Source organism: Microbacterium sp. 4-7 (genome assembly GCF_014332665.1).
In the GTDB taxonomy this organism is placed as follows: Bacteria; Actinomycetota; Actinomycetes; order Actinomycetales; family Microbacteriaceae; genus Microbacterium.
This window is the reverse complement of the sequence record NZ_MCRH01000006.1, coordinates 114896-134374: the sequence shown is the minus strand read 5'-3', so window position 1 is coordinate 134374 and position 19479 is coordinate 114896. Positions and strand designations below refer to the sequence as shown.

Annotated in this window: 23 protein-coding genes; 4 read left to right on the top strand and 19 right to left on the bottom strand. The window is 69.6% G+C overall.

Annotated elements, in window-relative coordinates:
• Nucleotides 1–4: 4 nt before the first annotated feature.
• The 11 genes from BEP68_RS13055 to BEP68_RS13005 form a co-directional block, all read right to left on the bottom strand.
• Nucleotides 5–349, bottom strand: a complete 345-nt coding sequence (locus BEP68_RS13055; RefSeq protein ID WP_053097626.1) for a cupin domain-containing protein — start codon at nucleotides 347–349, stop codon at nucleotides 5–7.
• 60 nt (nucleotides 350–409) lie between these two features.
• Nucleotides 410–1498 carry an alkene reductase gene (locus BEP68_RS13050; protein WP_187250251.1) on the bottom strand — a complete coding sequence of 363 codons (1089 nt, stop codon included), beginning with the start codon at nucleotides 1496–1498 and terminating at the stop codon, nucleotides 410–412.
• A gap of 62 nt (nucleotides 1499–1560) precedes the next feature.
• Entirely contained in the window at nucleotides 1561–2196 is a 636-nt protein-coding gene (locus tag BEP68_RS13045) for a DUF1684 domain-containing protein (protein WP_056279558.1), read from the bottom strand.
• 33 nt (nucleotides 2197–2229) lie between these two features.
• A complete protein-coding gene (locus BEP68_RS13040) occupies nucleotides 2230–2805 on the bottom strand; it encodes an NADPH-dependent FMN reductase (RefSeq protein WP_053097629.1) in 576 nt (191 codons plus the stop codon).
• Nucleotides 2806–2897: 92 nt separating this feature from the next.
• Nucleotides 2898–3371 carry a MarR family winged helix-turn-helix transcriptional regulator gene (locus BEP68_RS13035; RefSeq protein ID WP_053097630.1) on the bottom strand — a complete coding sequence of 158 codons (474 nt, stop codon included), beginning with the start codon at nucleotides 3369–3371 and terminating at the stop codon, nucleotides 2898–2900.
• An 84-nt stretch (nucleotides 3372–3455) separates the two neighbouring features.
• Nucleotides 3456–4403 (bottom strand): ABC transporter substrate-binding protein, encoded by a 948-nt coding sequence (locus BEP68_RS13030; protein WP_053097631.1) that lies wholly within the window; start codon nucleotides 4401–4403, stop codon nucleotides 3456–3458.
• The gene (locus BEP68_RS13025; RefSeq protein ID WP_187250250.1) at nucleotides 4400–5170 is read right to left on the bottom strand and encodes an ABC transporter permease; all 771 of its coding nucleotides are present in this window, start codon (nucleotides 5168–5170) and stop codon (nucleotides 4400–4402) included. The genes BEP68_RS13030 and BEP68_RS13025 overlap by 4 nt, the downstream gene beginning before the upstream one ends.
• Entirely contained in the window at nucleotides 5167–5901 is a 735-nt protein-coding gene (locus BEP68_RS13020; RefSeq protein WP_187250249.1) for an ABC transporter permease, read from the bottom strand. Before BEP68_RS13020 ends, BEP68_RS13025 begins: the two co-directional genes overlap by 4 nt.
• A 124-nt stretch (nucleotides 5902–6025) precedes the next feature.
• On the bottom strand, nucleotides 6026–6481 hold the full coding sequence (locus BEP68_RS13015) for a MarR family winged helix-turn-helix transcriptional regulator (protein WP_187250248.1): 456 nt from the start codon (nucleotides 6479–6481) through the stop codon (nucleotides 6026–6028).
• A 1-nt stretch (nucleotide 6482) separates the two neighbouring features.
• Nucleotides 6483–8204, bottom strand: coding sequence for an MDR family MFS transporter (locus tag BEP68_RS13010; protein WP_082297877.1), 1722 nt, complete (start codon nucleotides 8202–8204; stop codon nucleotides 6483–6485).
• Between the two features lie 107 nt (nucleotides 8205–8311).
• Complete coding sequence (locus tag BEP68_RS13005; protein WP_187250247.1) at nucleotides 8312–9202, bottom strand: helix-turn-helix transcriptional regulator; 891 nt, start codon at nucleotides 9200–9202, stop codon at nucleotides 8312–8314.
• A gap of 102 nt (nucleotides 9203–9304) precedes the next feature.
• On the opposite strand from BEP68_RS13005, the gene BEP68_RS13000 reads away from it, so the two are divergent.
• Together BEP68_RS13000 and BEP68_RS12995 are read left to right on the top strand one after the other, a co-directional pair.
• The gene (locus BEP68_RS13000) at nucleotides 9305–10549 is read left to right on the top strand and encodes a multidrug effflux MFS transporter (protein WP_072591763.1); all 1245 of its coding nucleotides are present in this window, start codon (nucleotides 9305–9307) and stop codon (nucleotides 10547–10549) included.
• Between the two features lie 41 nt (nucleotides 10550–10590).
• Nucleotides 10591–11616, top strand: coding sequence for a zinc-dependent alcohol dehydrogenase family protein (locus BEP68_RS12995; RefSeq protein WP_056280243.1), 1026 nt, complete (start codon nucleotides 10591–10593; stop codon nucleotides 11614–11616).
• Nucleotides 11617–11682: 66 nt separating this feature from the next.
• Here BEP68_RS12995 and BEP68_RS12990 read toward each other — a convergent pair whose 3' ends face one another.
• The 4 genes from BEP68_RS12990 to BEP68_RS12975 all read right to left on the bottom strand — a co-directional run bounded on the left by BEP68_RS12990 (nucleotide 11683) and on the right by BEP68_RS12975 (nucleotide 13886).
• Entirely contained in the window at nucleotides 11683–12039 is a 357-nt protein-coding gene (locus BEP68_RS12990; protein WP_053097638.1) for a hypothetical protein, read from the bottom strand.
• A gap of 95 nt (nucleotides 12040–12134) precedes the next feature.
• The gene (locus BEP68_RS12985) at nucleotides 12135–12947 is read right to left on the bottom strand and encodes a DUF1206 domain-containing protein (protein WP_187250246.1); all 813 of its coding nucleotides are present in this window, start codon (nucleotides 12945–12947) and stop codon (nucleotides 12135–12137) included.
• On the bottom strand, nucleotides 12944–13618 hold the full coding sequence (locus BEP68_RS18390) for a phosphatase PAP2 family protein (protein ID WP_187250245.1): 675 nt from the start codon (nucleotides 13616–13618) through the stop codon (nucleotides 12944–12946). Before BEP68_RS18390 ends, BEP68_RS12985 begins: the two co-directional genes overlap by 4 nt.
• 7 nt (nucleotides 13619–13625) lie before the next feature.
• Complete coding sequence (locus tag BEP68_RS12975) at nucleotides 13626–13886, bottom strand: DUF6458 family protein (protein WP_053097641.1); 261 nt, start codon at nucleotides 13884–13886, stop codon at nucleotides 13626–13628.
• Nucleotides 13887–14002: 116 nt separating this feature from the next.
• Here BEP68_RS12975 and BEP68_RS12970 point away from each other — a divergent pair, with 116 nt between their 5' ends.
• Together BEP68_RS12970 and dinB are read left to right on the top strand one after the other, a co-directional pair.
• Complete coding sequence (locus tag BEP68_RS12970; protein WP_315985312.1) at nucleotides 14003–14665, top strand: ArsR family transcriptional regulator; 663 nt, start codon at nucleotides 14003–14005, stop codon at nucleotides 14663–14665.
• 60 nt (nucleotides 14666–14725) lie between these two features.
• Nucleotides 14726–15922 (top strand): DNA polymerase IV, encoded by a 1197-nt coding sequence (gene dinB, locus BEP68_RS12965; RefSeq protein ID WP_187250243.1) that lies wholly within the window; start codon nucleotides 14726–14728, stop codon nucleotides 15920–15922.
• Between the two features lie 10 nt (nucleotides 15923–15932).
• Here the strand turns inward: dinB and BEP68_RS12960 are convergent, their stop codons facing one another.
• The 4 genes from BEP68_RS12960 to BEP68_RS12945 are packed head-to-tail and all read right to left on the bottom strand — an operon-like array spanning nucleotide 15933 to nucleotide 19441.
• Complete coding sequence (locus tag BEP68_RS12960; RefSeq protein ID WP_053097644.1) at nucleotides 15933–16226, bottom strand: hypothetical protein; 294 nt, start codon at nucleotides 16224–16226, stop codon at nucleotides 15933–15935.
• Between the two features lie 16 nt (nucleotides 16227–16242).
• A complete protein-coding gene (locus BEP68_RS12955) occupies nucleotides 16243–17547 on the bottom strand; it encodes a glycosyltransferase family 2 protein (RefSeq protein ID WP_187250242.1) in 1305 nt (434 codons plus the stop codon).
• Nucleotides 17541–18515, bottom strand: coding sequence for a hypothetical protein (locus tag BEP68_RS12950; protein ID WP_187250241.1), 975 nt, complete (start codon nucleotides 18513–18515; stop codon nucleotides 17541–17543). The genes BEP68_RS12955 and BEP68_RS12950 overlap by 7 nt, the downstream gene beginning before the upstream one ends.
• Nucleotides 18512–19441: a WcbI family polysaccharide biosynthesis putative acetyltransferase gene (locus tag BEP68_RS12945; RefSeq protein ID WP_187250240.1), complete on the bottom strand. Its 930-nt coding sequence runs from the start codon at nucleotides 19439–19441 to the stop codon at nucleotides 18512–18514. Before BEP68_RS12945 ends, BEP68_RS12950 begins: the two co-directional genes overlap by 4 nt.
• Nucleotides 19442–19479: the final 38 nt, after the last annotated feature.

Here is a 19479-nt window from a genome sequence, read left to right as displayed (position 1 = left end):
CGACTCAGACCTGGGGTCCGAGCGCGCCGCCGCCGGGCTCCCCCGCGGCGTCGCCCTTCAACTCGACGAGGATGGTGTGCGTCGACGTCGCGCCCGTGTTCTCTCCCCAGTGGCGTTGGGCCGGCAGCCAGACGGCCTGACCCGCGGTCAACGACGTGTCGAAGGTGCGCTCCCCCGCTGACAGACGGCGCGAGAAATCGCTGAGGGTCACCATCACGCTGTTCGGATGATCGTGAGGAGTCGTGCGGTCGCCCGGCTCATCCGTGTACTCGAGCACGCGCACGAGATCGTTCTCCCAGAGCGTGCGGTAGTGATCGGGGTTGGTGACAGTGGGATCGTCGGTGACCATGCGGTCACAGTACGCCCCGATATTCCGCGCCGACAGGGGTAGTTCGCGCAGCCGCGCGCGTCAGGCGTCGGCGCGCACGCTCTCGAGCGACGGGTAGTCCGTGTATCCCTCAGCCGTGCGTCCGTAGAACAGCGCAGGGCGCGGCTCGTTGAGCTCGGCGTCCTGACGCCAGCGCTCGACGAGGTCGGGGTTCGCGATCACCGGACGGCCCGCTGCCACGGCGTCGGCCCACCCCTCCGAGACGAGCATCTCGGCCTCGTCGCGGGTGGTCTGCGCGGCGAATCCGGAGTTGACGATCAGCGGGGCACCGGCCGTGCGGCGGATGCGCTGCACGAGCTCGCTGGTCGGCACGGCACTCAGCACGTCGATGAATGCGAGGCCGAGCGGTGCGAGGCCCTCGGCGACGGCGAGGTAGGTGGCGAGTGCGTCGGCGTCGTCCTCCTCGAGGACGCCCTGGATGTTGTGCTGCGGCGACAGACGGATGCCGGTGCGGTCGGCCCCGACCGCCTCAGCTACCGCCGACGTGACCTCGATCGCGAACCGCGCGCGGTTCTCGGGCGATCCGCCGTACTGATCGTCACGGATGTTCGACACCGGCGAGAGGAACTCCTGCACGAGGTAGCCGTTCGCGCCGTGCACCTCGACGCCGTCGAAGCCCGCGGCGATCGCGTTGCGTGCGGCCTGCACGAACTGCTCGACGACCATCGGGATCTCGTCGAGCGTGAGAGCGTGAGCGACCGGCATGTCGACCTTGCCGACCGGGGTGTGCGTCTGGCCGGGGGCGGCGAGCGCGCTCGGGCCCACGACACGCGGCTCACCGGAGATCTCGGGGTGCGAGACGCGGCCGCCGTGCATCAGCTGCATGACGATCGTGCCGCCGGCCTCGTGCACGGCGTCGGCGATCCGCCGCCATCCGTCGATCTGCGCGGGAGTGACGATGCCGGGCTGCCCGGAGTACGACTTGCCCTCGGCAGCCGGCCACGTGCCCTCGGAGATGATGAGACCCTGGCCCGCGCGCTGGCGGTAGTACTCCACCATCGTCTCGGTGGGCACACCGTCGTCGTCCGCACGGGTGCGGGTGAGCGGCGCCATGACGACGCGGTTGGACAGCGGGAGGGCGCCGAAGACGGCCGATTCGAAGAGGGTCACGCTCAGGGACAAGCGCCCTGGGGTGCCGAGTATTCCCCTGCGGAGATGTGCAGACCGGATGCTCAGTCGGCGACGCGGCCGTACATCTCCCCCACGGGCACCGCGACCTCGAGCACATTGCCCGGCTGGGCGAGCGGGCAGGCCCACGCCGGGTCGTAGGCGCACGAGGGGTTGTAGGCGAAGTTGAAGTCGAGCACGATCGTGCCGCGCTCGGCATCCGACCCGAGGTCGGCGCCCTTGATCGTGTCGATCAGATAGCGGCCGCCTCCGTAGGTTCCTCCCGGACGACCGGCGAGAGCGTCGCGCACGGGGATGAAGATCCCGCCGCCGTAGGTCGTCAGACGCCACACGTCGAGCGACCCGGTGTCGGGGACCTCGACCCTGCCGATGCGCTCGAAGGGAACCACGCCGTCGGTGCCGGTCGCGAACTCGAAGCCCCCGGGCTCGGCCTCGAGGATCGGCAGCTCGAAGCGCCACTGCGGATCGTACGACGCGATCGGGAGCCCTTCGAACAGCGGTCGATCGTCGGCCATCAGCGGGGTCGCCGCATGGTGCAGCAGCAGGTCGTCGCGCTCGATGCGCCAGAGCTCGTGCGCGTCTTCGGCGGAGTCCGCCCGACGCACGGCGTCGTAGAGGGCGAAGACACGGCGTCGCCAGTCGACGACCTCTGCGGCGGTGCGGGCTTTCGTGAGCGTCATGTGGTTCAGGCTACGCGGCTCGCGCCCCCGGGTTCACACGTCGGTGTCGCGCGGCAGCACCGTGAGCACGCGTTCGATGTGGTCTCGGAACTCGACCAGGTAGTCGCGGAGGAAGGTCGCGGTGCCCTCGTTGTGGACCGTCCCGTCATCGGCGAAGGTGTCGGGCGAGAACTGGATGTAGGCCTCGGGCGCCGTCATCTGACGGGCGTTGCAGAAGCTCAGCACCCCGCGCAGGCTCTGCTGGGCGACCGCCGTGCCGATCGCGCCCACCGAGGCGCCGATCACCGCGGCGGGGATGTGGTCGAAGGAGTTCTGCCCCCACGGCCGCGACGCCCAGTCGATCGCGTTCTTGAGGCCGCCGGGGATCGAGCGGTTGTACTCGGGCGTCACGAAGAGCACGGCATCCGCCGAGGCGATGGACTCCTTCAGATCGACGGCCACCGCGGGGTAGTCGGCGTCATAGTCCTGGCTGTAGAGAGGGAGGTCTCGGATCGGGATCTCGAAGAACTCGAGATCATCCGGCGCCAGCCTGATCAGCGCCGTCGCGAGGATGCGGTTGATCGAGGTGGACGAGAGGCTTCCGACGAAGTATCCGACCCTGTATGCCATGACTGTTCCTCATTCCCGTAGTCGTGAGATCAGTCTCGTCCGGGCTCGCGTCTGCGTCCAGCCCCCGTGGCGAACGGTCCGCCGCCTTCGGCTCAGTCGCCGAAGGCGGCGAGCAGCTCCGCGAAGTGGTCGAGATCCTCGGCCGTCCAGCGGCGCAGCCTCTCGCCGAGGCGCTCTTCGTACCGAGCGCGGGCGAGGGCCACCCGCTCCTGCGCCAGCTCCGTGGCGACGAGCACCCGCGCGCGGCGATCGTCCGGGTCGGGGACGCTCTCGACGAGACCGAGCTGCTCGAGCTGGCGCACGTGCCGACTGACGGCCGATTTGTCGGTCTGCAGCCGCTCGATGATGGCGCCGGCCGAGGTCGCCTTTCCGGTGGCGATCGACGTGAGCACCTGGTATCCGAGAGGCTGCAGGTCGGGATGCACGGTGGTCGCGGCTTCGCGCCAGCTCACCCGGATGCGGGCGAAGAGCCTGCCCAGCTCGTGCTCGACCCTCGAGATCGCCTGATCGAGGTCAGGGGTTGCGGCGCCGTCTTTCGGGGCGACTTCGTCGGACGAGGCACTCATGCTCGCCAGCTTACGATGAAGCCCCGCCGGCACTGTGCCGGCGGGGCTTCGATCAGATCACCGACTCGTGATCCGTCCGCACGATCACTTGTCGAGCAGACCTGCGGTGGTGAGCCATTCTTCCGCCGCGGTCGCAGCCGACGCCTTCTCGTCGCCCTCGACCCGTTCGCGCAGATCGATCAGGTCGTCGGTGGTGAGCTTCGCGGAGATCGCATTGAGCACCTCGGCGAGCTTGTCGGTGTAGATGTCCTTCGAGAGCAGCGGGATGACGTTCTGCGCCGAGATCATGTTCTCCGGGTCCTCGAGGACGACGAGGTCCTCGGACTTGATCGCCGGCGACGTCGTGTAGATGTCGGCAACCTGCACCGTGCCGTCGACGAGCGCCTGCACCGTGTCGGGACCGCCGAAGTCCTCGTACGGGACGAACGTGACCTGTCCCGCTTCGACGCCCACGCCGTAGACGTCGCGCAGCCCCGGGATCCCGTAGCCGAGTTCGCCGAACTGCGGGTTCGACGCCAGCGAGAACGGCTCGAGAGCCTTCAGGTCGCCGATGGCCGTCAGGTCGTTGTCCTCGGCGGTCTTCTTCGTCACCACGTAGGCGTCCTTGTCCTCGGCCTCGGCCGAGTCGAGCACCTGCAGGTCGTCCGCGCCCACCGCATCCGGCAGCGCCGCATCGACGTCCTCGGTCGTCCGCTCCTCGTACGCCGTGTCGTAGTACGCCAGCAGGTTGCCGTTGTACTCCGGGATGAGGTTGATGGACCCGTCCTGCAGCGCGGGGATCGTCTGCTGGCGCGGACCGATGTTGAACTTGGTCGAGACGTCGAAGCCCTCGGCCTCGAGCGCCTGCGCGTAGATCTCGCCGAGGATCTCGCTCTCGGGGAAGGCGAAGGAGCCCACGACGATCGCGTCGCCCTCGGCGGCGTCACCGCCCGAGGACGTCGGGTCGGCGGTCGCGCAGCCGGCGAGCGCGACGGTGGTGCTGACGGCGAGCAGGCAGGCCGTCAGCCAGGTCTTACGGGCTCGAGAGGTCATGCCGGGGTCCTTTCGTCGACGATCGGCGCCACAGCGGCCTCCGACCTGTTTCGCTGCACACTGCGGAGGGGACGGCTCGTCTGCCCCCGAGTACGGGTGAAGCGCTGGAGGAGCGCGAAGACGCCGTCGACGCTCAGCGCGAGAACGGTCACCAGGAGCGCCCCGCCGAGGATCACGGTGTAGTCGTTGAGGCCGATGCCCGACGAGATGATCCGCCCGAGGCCGCCGAGTCCGACGTACGACGCGATCGTCACGGTCGCGATGACCTGCAGCGTGGCCGAGCGGATCCCGCCGATGATCACCGGCAGCCCGAGAGGGATCTCGACCTTGCGGAGGATCTGCATCTCGGTCATCCCGATCGCGCGCGCCGCATCGATCGACTCGCGGCTGACGCTCTCGAGCCCGGCGTAGGCGCCGGCGAGCAGTGACGGGATCGCCAGCAGCACGAAGGCGACGACGGAGCCGACGAGCACGGCCGGAGTGGTGCTGAGACCGGAGCGCAGCACCATCGTGAGGAAGAACAGGAGCCCGAGCGTCGGGAGAGCGCGCATCGCACCGGTGAAGCCGATCACGAACTGGCGACCGTGCCCGGTGTGCCCGATGTAGAAGCCGAGCGGCAGAGCGATCAGCATCGCGATGACGAGCGAGACGCCCGAGTAGATGAGGTGCTCGACGAGTCGGTCGCCGATGGGCAGCGGGCTCTGCGAGCCCGGCACCCAGTTGGCGGGGTCGAGGATCCAGGCGATGGCGTCGAGGAAGAAGTTCATCGGACACCGGCCCCCGGGGGCGCGAGCACTCGACGGGTGCTGACACTGTCGGTCGCGGGGTCGGGGTCGGTCGGTTCGCCGCTCTTGCCGCGCACGCCGGCGGCGCGGCTCCAGGGCATGAGGACCCGCCCGATCGCCACGAGGATCAGGTCGAAGACGAGAGCGATGAGCAGGCTCATGACGATCCCGACGACGACCTCCTCGAGGATGCCGCGCTGCTTGCCGTTCTGGAAGAGGTAGCCGAGGTTCTCCGAGCCGATGATCACGCCCACCGAGACGAGGGCGATGGTCGACACGGAGACCACGCGGAGGCCGGCGATCAGCACGGGGCCGGCGAGAGGGAACTCGACGCGCCAGAACCGGCCGCTGCGCGAGAAGCCGATGGCCTTCGCCGACTCGATGATCGACCGATCGACCGATCCGAAGGCGTCGGTCGCCGAGCGCAGCATGATCGCGACCGCGTAGATCGTCAGCGCCACGACCAGGTTCGTGTCATCGAGGATCCGGGTGCCGAGGATGACCGGCAGGATGACGAAGAGCGGCAGGGACGGGATCGTGTAGAGCAGGCTGCCCGTCGTGATGATGAACGTCCGGGCGACGCGATTGCGGCTGGCCACCCAGCCCAGCGGCACCGCGATCAGGAAGCCGAGGATGATCGGAATGATCGCCAGACGCACGTGATTGATCGTCAGATCGAAGATCAATCCGAGGTTGGAGGCGATCCAGTTCATCCGAAGTACCGTTCTTTACGGTCTTGGGACGCCGAATCGCGAAGTCAAGACATTCGACTGAACCACAGAATATCGCTCTCGACAACCCGGGCCGACACGTCGCGTGATCGGCCCGGGCTCTCGGTCAGACCTCTGAGAGCAGACGGAACACCTTGGATGCCGCGTGGATCTCGTCCTGCGTGAGCTCGGCCACGACCGTGCGCAGGCGCGAGGCGTGGTCGCTGCGCAGCTCGGTGAGGGCGGCGCAGGCCGACGGCGTCGCCGTCAGGACCCGCAGCCGGCCGTCACGCTCGTCCGGCCTCGACTCGATCAGGCCCAGCTCCTCGAGCATCCGCACCTGGCGACTGATGACGGACTTGTCCATCTCGAAGCGCTCGGCGAGCTCGTGAGCGCTGGCGGAGCCCGCCCGATCGATGAAGGTCAGCAGCTTGTAGCCGCCCACCTGCAGCTCGGGGTCGATGCGCGCCGCCGACTCCCTCCAGAGCGTCCGAGTCCTCGCGAAGATGAGGTTCAGATGCGTCTGGAGGTCGCCGAGGGCGGTGTCGACGTCGGCGGGCGCCGCCGCTTCGGAGGTGACCATGTCAGCGCCCCGACTCCCGCTCGTCGCGCTCGAGCACGGTCGTCACCGAGCCGGTCGAGGGTGAGGCGGACTCGGTGCCCGAGATGCGGATGGCTCCGGTCGACATGGTGGCGCCGACCTCGGCCTCGGAGACCTCGAGAACGGACTCCTCGGCCTGCTCGCGCAGCTGCTCGGCGGCGTTCTTCGTCGACAGCGGCTTGTTCTTGATGAACGCGATCGCGATGATGGCGATCACTGCGAGCGGGATGGCGATGATGAACGCATCCGCGATGCCGTGGCCGTAGGCTCCCTCGACGATCGTGCGGATCGTGTCGGGCAGCTGCGTGACCTTGGGCACATCGCCAGAGGCGAGGTGCTTCAGCGCGTCGATCTCATCGGGCGTCGTGGGAGTGAATCCCTCGAGCGCGTCGGAGATGTAGTTGCCGACGCTGGTCGAGAGCGAGGCGCCCATGACCGTCACGCCGATGGTGCCGGCGATCGTGCGGAAGAAGTTGACGTTCGACGAGGCGGCGCCCAGCTGCTGCGGCGCGGTGTCGTTCTGCACGATGAGCGTGAGGTTCTGCATGACCATGCCGAGACCTGCGCCGAGCACGAACATGTAGGTCGCGACCAGCGGGAACGGGGTGTCGTAGCGCAGGGTCGCCATCAGGCTGACGCCGATCGTGGTCAGCACGGAGCCCGTGAGCATCCATCCCTTCCACTTGCCGAAGCGGCTGACGAGCTGGCCGATGATGATCGACGCACCCATCTGTCCGACGATCATCGGGATCGTCATGAGGCCGGACTCGGTCGGTGTGGCACCGCGGGCGAGCTGGAAGTACTGGGCGAGGAACACCGAGGTCGCGAACATCGAGACGCCGATGGCGATCGACGCGATGACCGACAGCGTGAAGGTGCGGTTGCGGAACAGCGACATCGGCACGATCGGTTCCTTGACGAAGAACTCGACGGTGATGAACGCGGCGATCGCGACACCCGCGGTGACGGCGAGCATGATGCTGGTCGAGGAGTCCCAGTCGAACTGGCTGCCGCCCATCGAGACCCAGATGAGCAGGGTCGAGACGCCGACCGCGAGCAGCACGATGCCGAAGTAGTCGATCGACACCTTGCGGTCGCGCTGGGGCTTGGGCAGGTGCAGGGTGAACTGCAGCAGCACGAGGGCGAGGATGGCGAAGGGCACGCCGACGAAGAAGTTGGAGCGCCAGCCCCAGACGTCGGTGAGGAGTCCGCCGAGCAGCGGGCCGCCGATGGTGCCGAGGGCCATGATTCCGCCGACCACGCCCATGTACTTGCCGCGCTCGCGCGGCGAGATGATGAGGGCGACCGCGATCATCACGAGCGACATCAGTCCGCCGACGCCGATGCCCTGGATCACGCGGACCGCGATGAGCATGTTGGTGTCGGTCGAGAAGCCGGCGATCACGGTGCCGACCGTGAAGATGATGAGCGACAGCTGCACGAGGATCTTGCGATCGACGAGGTCGGCGAGCTTGCCCCAGATGGGGGTCGAGACGGCGGTCGCGAGGAGGCTGGCGGTGATGACCCAGGTGTACTGCGACTGGGTGCCGCCGAGGTCGGCGATGATGACCGGCATGGAGGTCGACACCACGGTGCCCGAGAGCACGGCGACGAACATGCCGACGACGAGGCCCGAGATCGCGGTGAAGACCTCGCGAGGCGAGCGCACCGCGTCGCCTGAGGAGGTGGGTGAGATGTGTGTCACAGTGGAGAGCTCCTGTGTAGAAAGTTGATAAGAGTCAACTATACGCCTATTGGTTGCGAAAGTGCAACTGTAGACCGGAGGCAACCATCTGTCGATGGAGTGGGACGCTAGCCGCGGCTCTCGTCCCTGGTCGGCTCGACGACGCGCTGGTCCAGAGACCACGACGCGAGCAGCGCGAGACGCTCGGCCGAGGGCGAGCCCGGCTCGGCCGAGTAGATCAGCAGCACGTTGCCCGGCTCGGCGGTGATCGCGAGCTCCTCGTACGCCAGGGTCAGCTCGCCGACGAGCGGATGCCGGAATCGCTTCGTGCCCGCGCCGTGGATGCGCACATCGTGCGCCGCCCACAGCCGGCGGAACGTCTCGCTGCGCGTCGACAGCTCGCCGACGAGATCCTGCAGACCCTTGTCGTGCGGATCCCGCCCGGCTTCGGCTCGCATGATCGCGACGCACATCTCGGCGAAGAGATCCCAGTCGGGATAGAAGTCGTGCGCTGCCGGGTCGAGGAACTGGAAGCGCGCGAGATTCGGGGTGCGGCCGCCGTCGCCGATCACCGGCGAATAGAAGGCTCGGGCGAGATCGTTCGTGGCGACCAGGTTCTGGTGGGGGTCGCGGACGAACGCGATCGCATCGGTGATCGACGACAGCGCCCACTGCAGGCTGGGTCGTGCAGCCCCGGGCTTCGCCGTCCGGCGACGCGAGCGGCCGCTCGACGGGATGCCGTCGGCGGCGCGGGCGAGATCGAGCAGATGCGCGCGCTCGGCGTCGTCGAGTCGAAGGGCTGACGCGAGCGCGTCGAGCACCGCGGCGGAGGCGCCGGCGATCGCGCCGCGCTCGAGCTTCGCGTAGTACTCGACGCTGACTCCGGCGAGCGCTGCGGCCTCACTGCGCCGCAGGCCGGCGACACGTCGGTTCCCGCCGGCCGGGATGCCGACCGACTCGGGCGCGACACGCGCGCGGCGGGTCATCAGGAACTCGCGGACCTCGGATCTGTTGTCCATGCTCAGGACGCTACCCCCGACCGTGCTTCGCAGGGAGGTTCTCGCAGTACACCCCTCGACAGGGACTCCCTCGGAGCACCCGACAGGCGCAGAGTGGAGAGCATGACATCCGCAGCCCGCCCCTCCGTCGACCGGGTGCTCCCCGCCCTGCTGCTTCTGCTGACCGTCTTCGGGCCGATCTCGATGGACCTCTACCTGCCCGCTCTTCCGGCCCTCACGGCAGCGCTGGGCGCCGCCACGTCGGTCGCGCAGCTCACCGTGACCGCCTGCCTCATCGGTCTGGCGGCCGGTCAGCTCATCGCCGGGCCGGTGTCGGATCGATACGGCCGCCGCGGCGTCCTGCTCATCGGCATCGTGGCGTACATCGTCACGTCGATGCTGTGCGCGATCAGTCCGACGGTCGAGCTGCTGATCGCCGCCCGATTCGTGCAGGGACTCGCCGGCGGCGTCGGCATCGTGATCGCACAGGCGGCCGGGCGTGACGTCTTCTCCGGCGGGACGCTGATCCGCTTCTACGCGCGGCTCACCGTCGTCGGCGGCTTCGCGGCGATCGTCGGCCCGCTGCTCGGGGGCCTCCTCAACACGATCATCGACTGGCGGGGACTCTTCGTCTTCCTCGCCGTCATCGGCGCCGCCATCCTGATCATCGCGCTCGCGCGGTTCGGGGAGACCCTGCCGATCGAGGCACGGACGACCGGCGGTCTGACCCGCACCCTGAGCGACTATCGGACGCTCCTGCGAGACCGCGTCTTCGTCGGCGCCGTCCTGAATCAGGGGCTGATGTACGCCGCGCTCTTCGCCTACCTGTCCGGCGCGACGTTCGTGCTGCAGGACATCTACGGCCTGTCGCCCCTCGGCTACGCCCTCGCGTTCGGCGCGAACTCCGCGGGATTCATGGTCTTCGGCCACCTGGCCGGCCGATTCTCCGAACGAGGGCACGTGCACGCCGTCCTCGCCGCCGGTGTCGTGGTCGCGACCGCCGGTGCTCTCGGCCTGCTCGCCGCCGGACTCACGACGATGCCGCTGTGGGTCGTGCTCGCGTCGCTGTTCGCCCTCGCCGCGGGCGTCTCCATCTCGTCTCCCCCGGCCACCACCCTCGCTCTCGTCGGATACCCGCAGATCGCCGGCACCGCCTCGTCGCTTCTCGGGATGGTGCGGTTCGGCTTCGGGGGCATCGCCGCCCCGCTCGTCGGCGTCGCCGGTGCCTTGAGCATCCTGCCGCTCGGCGTGGTCACCGTCTCCGCGACCGTGCTCGCGGCCGTCACCCTGGTGCTGATCGGCACCGCACGCGGGCGCACGCCACGGCACTCGCCGCACACGACCTCATCCGCCGCCCTCACCCACTGAAGGAGAACATCATGAGCACGGACACCGTCAGCACCCGCACCATGCGCGCCGTCGTCATGCACGCCCCCGGAGACGTCCGCGTCGAGGAGGTCCCCCGCGCTTCCGTCGTCGAGCCGACGGATGCGGTCATCCGCGTCACCGCCGCCTGCATCTGCGGCTCGGACCTCTGGCCCTACCGCGGCATCGAGCCGGTGGACCACCCCACACCGATGGGTCACGAGTACATCGGCGTCGTCGAGGAGGTCGGCGACGAGGTCCGTGACATCGCGGTCGGCGACTTCGTGGTGGGGTCGTTCGTCGCGTCCGACAACACGTGCGAGATCTGCCAGGCGGGATTCCAGTCGCGCTGCATCCACCAGGTCATGATGGGCGGCGTCGGCACCCAGTCCGACTACGCCCGCATCCCTCTCGCCGACGGCACTCTCGTCGCCGTCGAGGGCGATCCGACCCCCGCGCAGACGCGCAGCCTGCTCGCGGCATCCGACGTCTTGGGCACCGGATGGTTCGCCGCCGTGGCCGCCGAGGCGGGGCCGGGCAAGACCGTCGCCGTGGTCGGCGACGGAGCCGTCGGCCTGCTCGCGATCCTCGCGGCGAGGCAGCTCGGAGCCGAGCGGGTCATCGCGATGTCCCGCCACGCCGACCGTCAGGCTCTGGCGACGAAGTTCGGGGCCACCGACATCGTCGAGGAGCGCGGCGACGCAGGCGTCGCGAAGATCAAGGAGCTCACCGGAGGGTACGGCGCCCACTCCACCGTCGAGGCGGTCGGCACCCAGGAGTCGATGATGCAGGCGATCCACGCCACGCGTCCGGGTGGACACGTGGGGTACGTCGGCGTGAGCCACGGCGTCGAGCTCGACGGCCTGGACCTGTTCTTCTCGACCGTCAGCCTTCTGGGCGGGCCGGCGCCGGTGCGCCGCTTCCTGCCCCAGCTGATCGACCTCATCATGACCGATCAGATCGATCCGGGGGCCGTCTTCGATCTGACGCTGCCGATCGAGCAGGCGGCCGAGGGCTACAGGGCCATGGACGAGCGCCGCGCCACCAAGGTGCTGCTCACCACCGACTGATCAGAACCTCCGACGGCGGCGGGCGCCTGTCTCGTGCCCTCCGCCGTCGGCGAAGGAACCTCGCGGTCAGCGTGCCGCCGCGGCCGAACCGTCGAGGTCGAGGTCCACATCGACGTACCAGTCGCTGTGGCCGCCGTGCTCTCCCGAGTCCGGAGAATCGGGATAGAGGCGGTGCGCCTGCAGCTTCGCCGCGTGCTCGCTGAAGTCGGGCTCGTCGTCATCGAACTCGTGCGGCCCGACCAGCAGGTCGTTGCCCACGCCGATCACGAGGTCGGCGCAGTCCTCGCGCCCGCCGACGAGGATGGGGATCTCGACGGCGTCGGCCTCCCCCTCTTTGGCGACGGCTGCGGCGAGAGTCACGAGAGAGTCCGCCACGTCATCCGTGGTCACCAGCTGCTGGCCTGCGTACGAGACGATCTTCATGGATCCATCCTGGCCGACTCGGCCGATCCGCAGCGCAGGGTTGCGCGGCGGCGCACGGTTCGATATGCGGGCGAAGCCTGACCGGCGGGATCAGCTCACATCCGGGCGTAGCGGGCGCGGGCGAAGCAGAACAGGCCGTACAGAGCGAGGCCGGCACCGACCACCCACAGGATGACGGCGCCGAACGGGAGTCCGGCCAGAGCGCGCAGCGCCGAGTCCAGGCCGCCGGCGGTCTCGGGGTCATGCGTGAGCGCCGCGATGACGAACAGCACACCCGCGACCCCGACCGCGATGCCCTTGGCGACATAGCCGGCCGTTCCGAAGGCGGCGATGCCGGATCGCGCTTTTCCGGACGGCACGGACAGATGCTCCATGAACGCGCGAGTGATGCCCCGGACGACGAAGGCGACGCCGACGGCCGCCACTCCGAGTCCGACGAGCACGAGGAGCACGACGCCGGCCGGCACCGCGAGCAGCTTCGCGCTGAACGACTGGGAGGATTCGGACGACTGCGACTGGCCCCCGAGTGCATAGACCAGAGCCGTCGCGCCGATCGCGAGATAGGCGACAGCCGTGCCGAGGAACTTCGCCCGGTGCGCCCACTTCTTCTTCGCGTCGGGATCGCGCTCGACGACCGCCTCGGCGATCTGCCAGATCGCGAGAGCGAACAGGCCGAGCACGATCAGCCACAGCAGGAACACGCCGGCGGGAGACTCCTGGATCTGCTGCATGGCACCGCCCTGATCGGCGTTCTCGCCGCCACCGCCGGTCGCGATCGAGATCGCGATGCCCCCGATGAGGATGTGCAGGATGCCGAGCACGACGTAGCCGACGCGGGCGAGGACGCGGAAGGCGGTCGAGTCCTGGGCGGCTCTCGCGGTGGAGGCGGCCGAGTCGCGAGTGTTCATGGATTCACGGTGCTTTCGATCGGTTCTTCGGAGGTGTCGGGAGTGGGGGTCGCAGACGCGAGGCGCCGCGCACGGATCGCCTCCATGCAGGCCCAGACGAATGTCGCGACGGCGACGCCCTCGAGCATTCCCGCGACGACGTCGCTGAGCCAGTGGGCATGCAGGTAGGTGCGGCTCCACATCATGAGGAGCACCCACACGACGCCCACGACCCAGACCCATCGACGGCGCAGCACGAGTGCGAGGACGACCACGACGGTCGTGGCGACAGCCGTGTGCCCGGATGGGAAGGACGTCGCGACGCTCTCGGCGAGCGAGTCCGCCGGTCGCGTGCGCCCGATCACTGCCGCCATGGTCGCGCCGATCGCCACGACGGCGACCATCGCGATCGCCAGCGTCGCGGCATCCCACCGTCGACCGCGCCAGATGAGCGCGGCGATCAGCAGCGCTCCGACGACGATCATGCCGATGGTGCCGCCGACCACCGCCGGGACCCAGGCGACGACGACCCAGATGTCGCTGGTCAGCGCGACCATGAGGTCGTGCCACCAGACGTCGATCGCGAGCGGCTCGTGACCGCCGAGGGCGACCACCGCCCGCAGCACGACGAAGGCGAGGGTCGCTGCGACACCGACGACGATCGCGCCGGTGCCGCGCTGCACCTCGGTCACGCCGACATCAGGCGAGGGGCTCGTTGTCGCGCATGCTGCGACGGGTCACGCGGTCGCCGGTCGCCGGGTCGACGGCGGTGCGGTCGACGGTCTCGGTGCGACGGCTGCGCATCGTGAGGATGAGGCTGATCAGGAAGACGACGACTCCTGCGCCCATGAGGATGTAGCCGATCAGATCGAGATCGACGTAGCCGCCGGTGTCGATGTTGAGTGCGAAGACCAGGATCGCTCCGATGACGAAGAGCGCGATGCCGCTGCCGATGCCCATATGTCCATTCCTCTCCGAGACCGCGTCCGCGGTCTCGCGACGACCAGAATATGGTCAACACCGATTGAGTCAATACCCGTGGACACGTCCATCATCCCGTGATATGGATGGGAACGATGACTGATCTCGAACGCCGCGTGGCGATCTTCGCCGCACTCGCCGATCAGACGCGCCTGCGCATCGTCGACCTGCTCACCCTCGGCGACCTCTCGTCGTCGGAGATCGGCACGACGCTCGACCTGAGATCGAACCTGATCGCCCACCATCTCGGCGTCCTCGAGTCCGCGCGCATCATCACGCGCACGCGCTCCGAGTTCGACAGGCGGCGCAGCTACATCGGGCTCCGTCCCGAGGTGTTCGACACGCTCGCACCGCCGAGCGTCGCTCCCCCGCGCCGGGTGCTGTTCGTGTGCACCGCGAACTCGGCACGATCGCAGCTCGCCGAGGTCATCTGGCGCGACATGAGCGCGATCGACGTGGCCTCCGCCGGCACCCAGCCCGCCTCCGCGGTGAACCCCGAGGCGCTGGCGACAGCCGAACGCCACGGGCTGATCATCGACCCGGCCCGGCCACCCCGCCACGTCGACGAGGTGCGCACCGACGACGACCTGGTGATCACGGTGTGCGACGACGCGCACGAGCGGATGCTCACGGGCGACGACCTGCACTGGTCGGTGCGGGATCCTGCCAGGGTCGGCACGGCCGCCGCCTTCGAGAGCGCCTTCGACACGCTCTGCCAGAGGATCCGCGCGCTGTCGTCGCGGCTGATCGCGGCCTGACAGCCCCGGCCCGGATGTCCCCGGCCCGTGCGACGATCTGCACGTCGACGGGAGAACACGATGCGGGGCGAAGCCACCGTGCTGCACGCCGATCTCGACGCGTTCTACGCCTCGGTCGAGCAGCGCGATGCGCCTGCTCTGCGCGGCCGGCCCGTCATCGTCGGCGGAGGCGTGGTGCTGGCGGCGAGCTATGAGGCCAAGGCCCGAGGGGTGCGCACTGCGATGGGTGGCCGCCAGGCGCTCGAGCTCTGCCCGGATGCCGTCGTCGTCCCGCCGCGCATGGAGGCGTACTCGGCGGCGAGCAAGGACGTGTTCGCGATCTTCCGCGACACGACCCCGCTCGTGGAGGGCCTCTCGATCGACGAGGCCTTTCTCGAGGTCGGTGGGCTGAGGCGCATCGTCGGCACCCCCGAAGAGGTCGCAGTGCGGCTGCGGAATCGGGTGCGCACAGAGGTCGGCCTCGCCATCTCGGTGGGCGTGGCGCGCACCAAGTTCCTCGCCAAGGTCGCCAGCGCGGTCAGCAAACCCGATGGGCTGCTCGTGGTCGAACCCGACCGGGAGGAGCATTTTCTGCTGCCGCTGCCGGTCGAGCGCCTGTGGGGCGTCGGGGCGGTGACGGCCGAGAAGCTGCACCGCTACGGGGTGCACACGGTCGGTCAGCTGGCGGAGCTCGAGGCGGCGACGGCCGAGCGGGTGCTGGGCAAGGCTGCGGGCTCGCACCTGCACGCCCTCGCCCGCCTGCGCGACCCGCGCCCGGTCGACACGACCCGGCGCCGCGGCTCGATCGGCTCGCAGCGCGCCCTCGGCTCGCGCGCCCGCACAGCGGACGAGCTCGACCTCTTCCTCACGCAGATCATCGACCGGCTCGCCCGCCGGCTCCGCGACGGCGAGCGCGTCTGCCGCACGGTCGTGCTGCGCCTTCGCTACGGGGACTTCGCCAAGGCGACCCGATCACGCTCTCTCCGGGCGCCGACCGATCGCACCGCGATCCTGCTCGACGTCGCGCGGACCCTGCTTGCCGCGGCCTGGCCCGAGATCGAGGCGCGGGGCATCACCCTCATCGGGATCTCGCTGTCGCAGCTCGACCGCGCCGAGAACGCGCCACCCGAACTGCCGATCGACTGGGGCGACGACGAACGACTCGACACGGTGCTCGACACCCTGCGCGGTCGCTTCGGCGCGGCATCCGTCTCGCGCGCCGCTCAGCTGGGGCGCGACCCGGGGTGGTCGAGTCCGATCCTCCCCGAGCACGAGTGAGCGCTCGACGTCAGAGCTGGTCGAGCACCAATTCGCCGCGCGAGTTCAGCTGATCCATCATGTGGGCGACCCGTTTGGGGTCGATCGCGGGCATCGTCGGATCATCGAACTCGAGCACCAATGGGATGCTGGGGTGCACCCAGATGGTCATGCGGCCGGACGATGCCTCGGGCTTCGAGAGCCATGTCATCATGAAGCTCTCATTGCGGCGCAGCTTCGTGCCGATCACGATCTTCACGTGCGCCAGAGTGGCGTCCTCGATCTCGATCGCGGGCCGCGAGCTGTTGTACTCCAATTTCCCCATGATGAGAACTGTACGCTCAGCGGAACCGATCGGGACCGCCCCACCCTCCGACCCATGCCTCCACGTGCGGGTTCGAGCGCAGCAGATGCACGCCTTCCGCACGGACGGTCAGGGTCTCGAATCCCTCTGCCGTGCCCCATCGCGCGGCTCGCCGCAGCGCTCGTCGCGAGTGCAGCACACCGGCGGACGAGCCGGCGGAGTCGACGAGATCGACGGTGCCGACGTCACCCGCACCGAGGCCCGCGACGAGCTCGGCGATCCCTGCCGACTCGAGGACCACGACCGGGCGGTCGAGCTCCCAGAGCACCCTGGCATCGGGTTCGTCGCCGTCGATCACGATGCGCGGGTCGTCGATGTCGAGTCCGGACGTCGCATCGAGCATCACGCGCGACCGCGGGAACGCGGTGAGGATCGAGTCCACCGCGATGAACAGCGCCTCCCGGGTGTGCGTGCCGCGCAGCCGGACGACGAGATCCGGGACCGCCGACAGCAGTCCCCGCGGAGCCGAGCCGTCGACCGGGATCGACGAGACGAGTGTCATGGTCTGGGCGTTCGCGCGCTCGAGCCCGGAATCCGTGCGCTCGGCCCACTCGGGCCCGTCGTGCCAGGCCACGGCCGTCGGCACGTGCGCCAGCACGGCGCCGGCCTGCCACATCCGATGCGCCCACTCCCAGTCCTCCCCGCCGTAGGTCGAGAACGACTCGTCGAAGCCGCCGGTCTCCTCGAACAGGCGACGCGAGCAGGCGATCACCGCGCCGATGACGAACCGGTACGAGCGGTCGTCGGCGTCGAGCAGGTCACGGCTGCGTGCGTACTCCTCGGCGAGCCAGGCCGGCTCCGGGAGCTCCCGGCCGATCACCGCCCCGGTCACGGGAGTCTCCGCATCGATGCCCGAGAAGTCGGCGTGGCGACGCCGTCCGACCGTGACCGCCTCGGGAAGCAGCGCCGGAAGACGGGTGAGCGCCCGCACGTACCCGGGTTCCGGGGCGGTGTCGGCATCCAGGAAGCAGAGCACGTCCCCGGTGCTCGCTCGTGCGCCGAGATTGCGCGCAGCGGCGAGGCGGAAGCCCCGGTCGTCCTGCCGCACGAGGGTGACCCCCGGCGGCACGAGGACATCCCCGGCGGAGCCGTCGTCGGCGACGACGATCTCGAGGAGTTCGCGCGGATAGTCCTGCGTCGACAGCGCCGACAGCGTGCGGGCGAGCTCCCCGGGCTGCTCGTAGTGGGCGACGATCACCGACACTTTCGGCAGCGTCTGCGGCTGGACCCCGTCGAGCGAGTCCCACCTGTTGCCGACGACCCACGGGCGCCGTGTCACCACGCCAGCCCTCCCCACCAGCGCACGTAGGCCTCCGCCGCGTCCGGCCACGACATCGGCAGCCGAGTGAGTCCGTGCCAGGTCGTCTCGGGTCGTTCGAACGCCGCCCGCACCGCGGTGGCGAGCTCTGATCCGTCGACGGTCTGCACGGTTCCCGGACGCAGCGCCGCCATCTCGTCCATGTAGCGATTGCGCACGGCGACGGGACGGCGCCCCCAGCCGATCCACGATGCGAGGGACCCCGACGCCGACACATGGCGATGGGCGATCACCGGCACCGACACCGCGCGTCCCCGCCGGGCGATCTCCTCGTCGTCGAGCCAGCCCGTCACGTCGACCTCGACCCCGAGGGCGCCCGCGCGACGGACGAACTCCTCGAGCTCCGCGGCGTGGCCGTCGGACGCCCGGCCGAGAACCGTCATCCTCGTGATGCCCGCGGACGCGGCTGCGCGGGCCGCTTCGTCGTGTCCCTTGCCCGGGTAGAAGTAGCCGAGCACTCCGATCGACGCGTCCGCCGGCGTCCGCGGCACATCGGGCCGCAGCTCGACGGGCAGCGGGATGCTCACCGCCGGGCCCGTCCACACCCGCTCTTCGCGCAGCAGCGCACGCTCATGGTCGCTGTTCACCGCCACTCCACGCGCCGCCGCCGCCACCGCCGCGTACGCGGCCCGCCGCCGGGGCAGGTTGCGCTCGCCGTCCGACGCCTGCGGCACATCGTGCAGGGTGACGCTGATCGCGCGCCCGGCGGCGAGGTCCCCGAACGCCTGCGCCGCCTCCTCGGGAGAGCGACCCCAGAGCCGGTCGGTGAAGTGCACGTGCAACGGGGCGCGGTCGTCGTCCGCATCCAGGTCGTGCGGTTCCACGGTGCGGATCGACGGATCCGCGACGCGGACCGCATCGGCCATCTGCCGTCCGTACATGGCGACGCCGTGCGTTCCAGGGTGGACGAGCAGCAGCGGGGTGACGCTCATCGTGCTCGCCAGACGTCGAGAAGGGGCGCGAGACGGGTCACGGCGGCGTCGACGAACTCCGGGTGCGTGGCGTACCACTCGCGGTGAGCGGCACGCACCTCGGCGTCGTCGACCGCCACGCCGTCGACGATCCAGTGTGCGCGCGGCTCGTCCGCCAGCCCCCACGCGTCGACGACCTCCGGCTCCAACGGCGCGCGCACCGAGTTCAGCAGCGGGCGCCCGGGGTCGGTCGGGCCGCCCGTATGGCCGAGCATCTCGAGCATGCGGCCGCCCAACGGCATCCACACCGCATCGCCCGGATGATTGACCGTGCGCATGTGATCGGCCGTGACGGAGTCGAAGAGGTCGGAGACCGCCACGTCGGCGGTCTGCTCGCGCAGGCGCAGCGTGTCGATCGACGTCTGTCCCACGGCCCGCATCTCAGCGGGCGCGAGCGCGGCGACGACGGGGATGCCCGCGGCGGCGGCGAGAGTGCGCACGTCGTGGTACGCCACGACGGGCGGATCTCCCTCGACGCCGGGAACCCGGAAGGCGGATTGGAACGGATGCAGTCCGGCGAAGCGCACCGGGGGCACGGTCATGACCCGGGCATCGGTCACCGCGGCGATCTGCTGCGTCCCCAGCGGCAGATCGCGATAGTCGTCGCGGATCGGCTGGCTCACCACGACGTCGGCGAGGCCGGCGATCTCGTGCAGGCGCGCGGCGTCGGCGGCGGTCATCTCGTGCACGGCGGGGACGCGCACGAATCGGTGCTCCGGCGCATCCATCACCACGCGCAGCGACTCGGCCTGGCAGTTGCCGAGGACGACGCCGAATCGTTCGGGAAGCGGGGTGAGCCCGTAGAACTCCGAGTAGTGCTTCTGACGCGCTAGCACCACGGAGCCGGTCGGCGCAACGCCCGTGCGCGGTTCGGGATCGTGGCTCATGATTCGAACGTACCCCCTTCGATCGCATCAGTCGTGCG

Coding starts and splice junctions, on each gene's coding strand:
- BEP68_RS13055 (WP_053097626.1), bottom strand. CDS start 349: ATGGTCACCGACGATCCCACTGTCACCAACCCCGATCACTACCGCACG.
- BEP68_RS13045 (WP_056279558.1), bottom strand. CDS start 2,196: ATGACGCTCACGAAAGCCCGCACCGCCGCAGAGGTCGTCGACTGGCGA.
- BEP68_RS13040 (WP_053097629.1), bottom strand. CDS start 2,805: ATGGCATACAGGGTCGGATACTTCGTCGGAAGCCTCTCGTCCACCTCG.
- BEP68_RS13035 (WP_053097630.1), bottom strand. CDS start 3,371: ATGAGTGCCTCGTCCGACGAAGTCGCCCCGAAAGACGGCGCCGCAACC.
- BEP68_RS13030 (WP_053097631.1), bottom strand. CDS start 4,403: ATGACCTCTCGAGCCCGTAAGACCTGGCTGACGGCCTGCCTGCTCGCC.
- BEP68_RS13025 (WP_187250250.1), bottom strand. CDS start 5,170: ATGAACTTCTTCCTCGACGCCATCGCCTGGATCCTCGACCCCGCCAAC.
- BEP68_RS13020 (WP_187250249.1), bottom strand. CDS start 5,901: ATGAACTGGATCGCCTCCAACCTCGGATTGATCTTCGATCTGACGATC.
- BEP68_RS13015 (WP_187250248.1), bottom strand. CDS start 6,481: ATGGTCACCTCCGAAGCGGCGGCGCCCGCCGACGTCGACACCGCCCTC.
- BEP68_RS13005 (WP_187250247.1), bottom strand. CDS start 9,202: ATGGACAACAGATCCGAGGTCCGCGAGTTCCTGATGACCCGCCGCGCG.
- BEP68_RS13000 (WP_072591763.1), top strand. CDS start 9,305: ATGACATCCGCAGCCCGCCCCTCCGTCGACCGGGTGCTCCCCGCCCTG.
- BEP68_RS12995 (WP_056280243.1), top strand. CDS start 10,591: ATGCGCGCCGTCGTCATGCACGCCCCCGGAGACGTCCGCGTCGAGGAG.
- BEP68_RS12990 (WP_053097638.1), bottom strand. CDS start 12,039: ATGAAGATCGTCTCGTACGCAGGCCAGCAGCTGGTGACCACGGATGAC.
- BEP68_RS12985 (WP_187250246.1), bottom strand. CDS start 12,947: ATGAACACTCGCGACTCGGCCGCCTCCACCGCGAGAGCCGCCCAGGAC.
- BEP68_RS12975 (WP_053097641.1), bottom strand. CDS start 13,886: ATGGGCATCGGCAGCGGCATCGCGCTCTTCGTCATCGGAGCGATCCTG.
- BEP68_RS12970 (WP_315985312.1), top strand. CDS start 14,003: ATGACTGATCTCGAACGCCGCGTGGCGATCTTCGCCGCACTCGCCGAT.
- dinB (WP_187250243.1), top strand. CDS start 14,726: ATGCGGGGCGAAGCCACCGTGCTGCACGCCGATCTCGACGCGTTCTAC.
- BEP68_RS12960 (WP_053097644.1), bottom strand. CDS start 16,226: ATGGGGAAATTGGAGTACAACAGCTCGCGGCCCGCGATCGAGATCGAG.
- BEP68_RS12950 (WP_187250241.1), bottom strand. CDS start 18,515: ATGAGCGTCACCCCGCTGCTGCTCGTCCACCCTGGAACGCACGGCGTC.
- BEP68_RS12945 (WP_187250240.1), bottom strand. CDS start 19,441: ATGAGCCACGATCCCGAACCGCGCACGGGCGTTGCGCCGACCGGCTCC.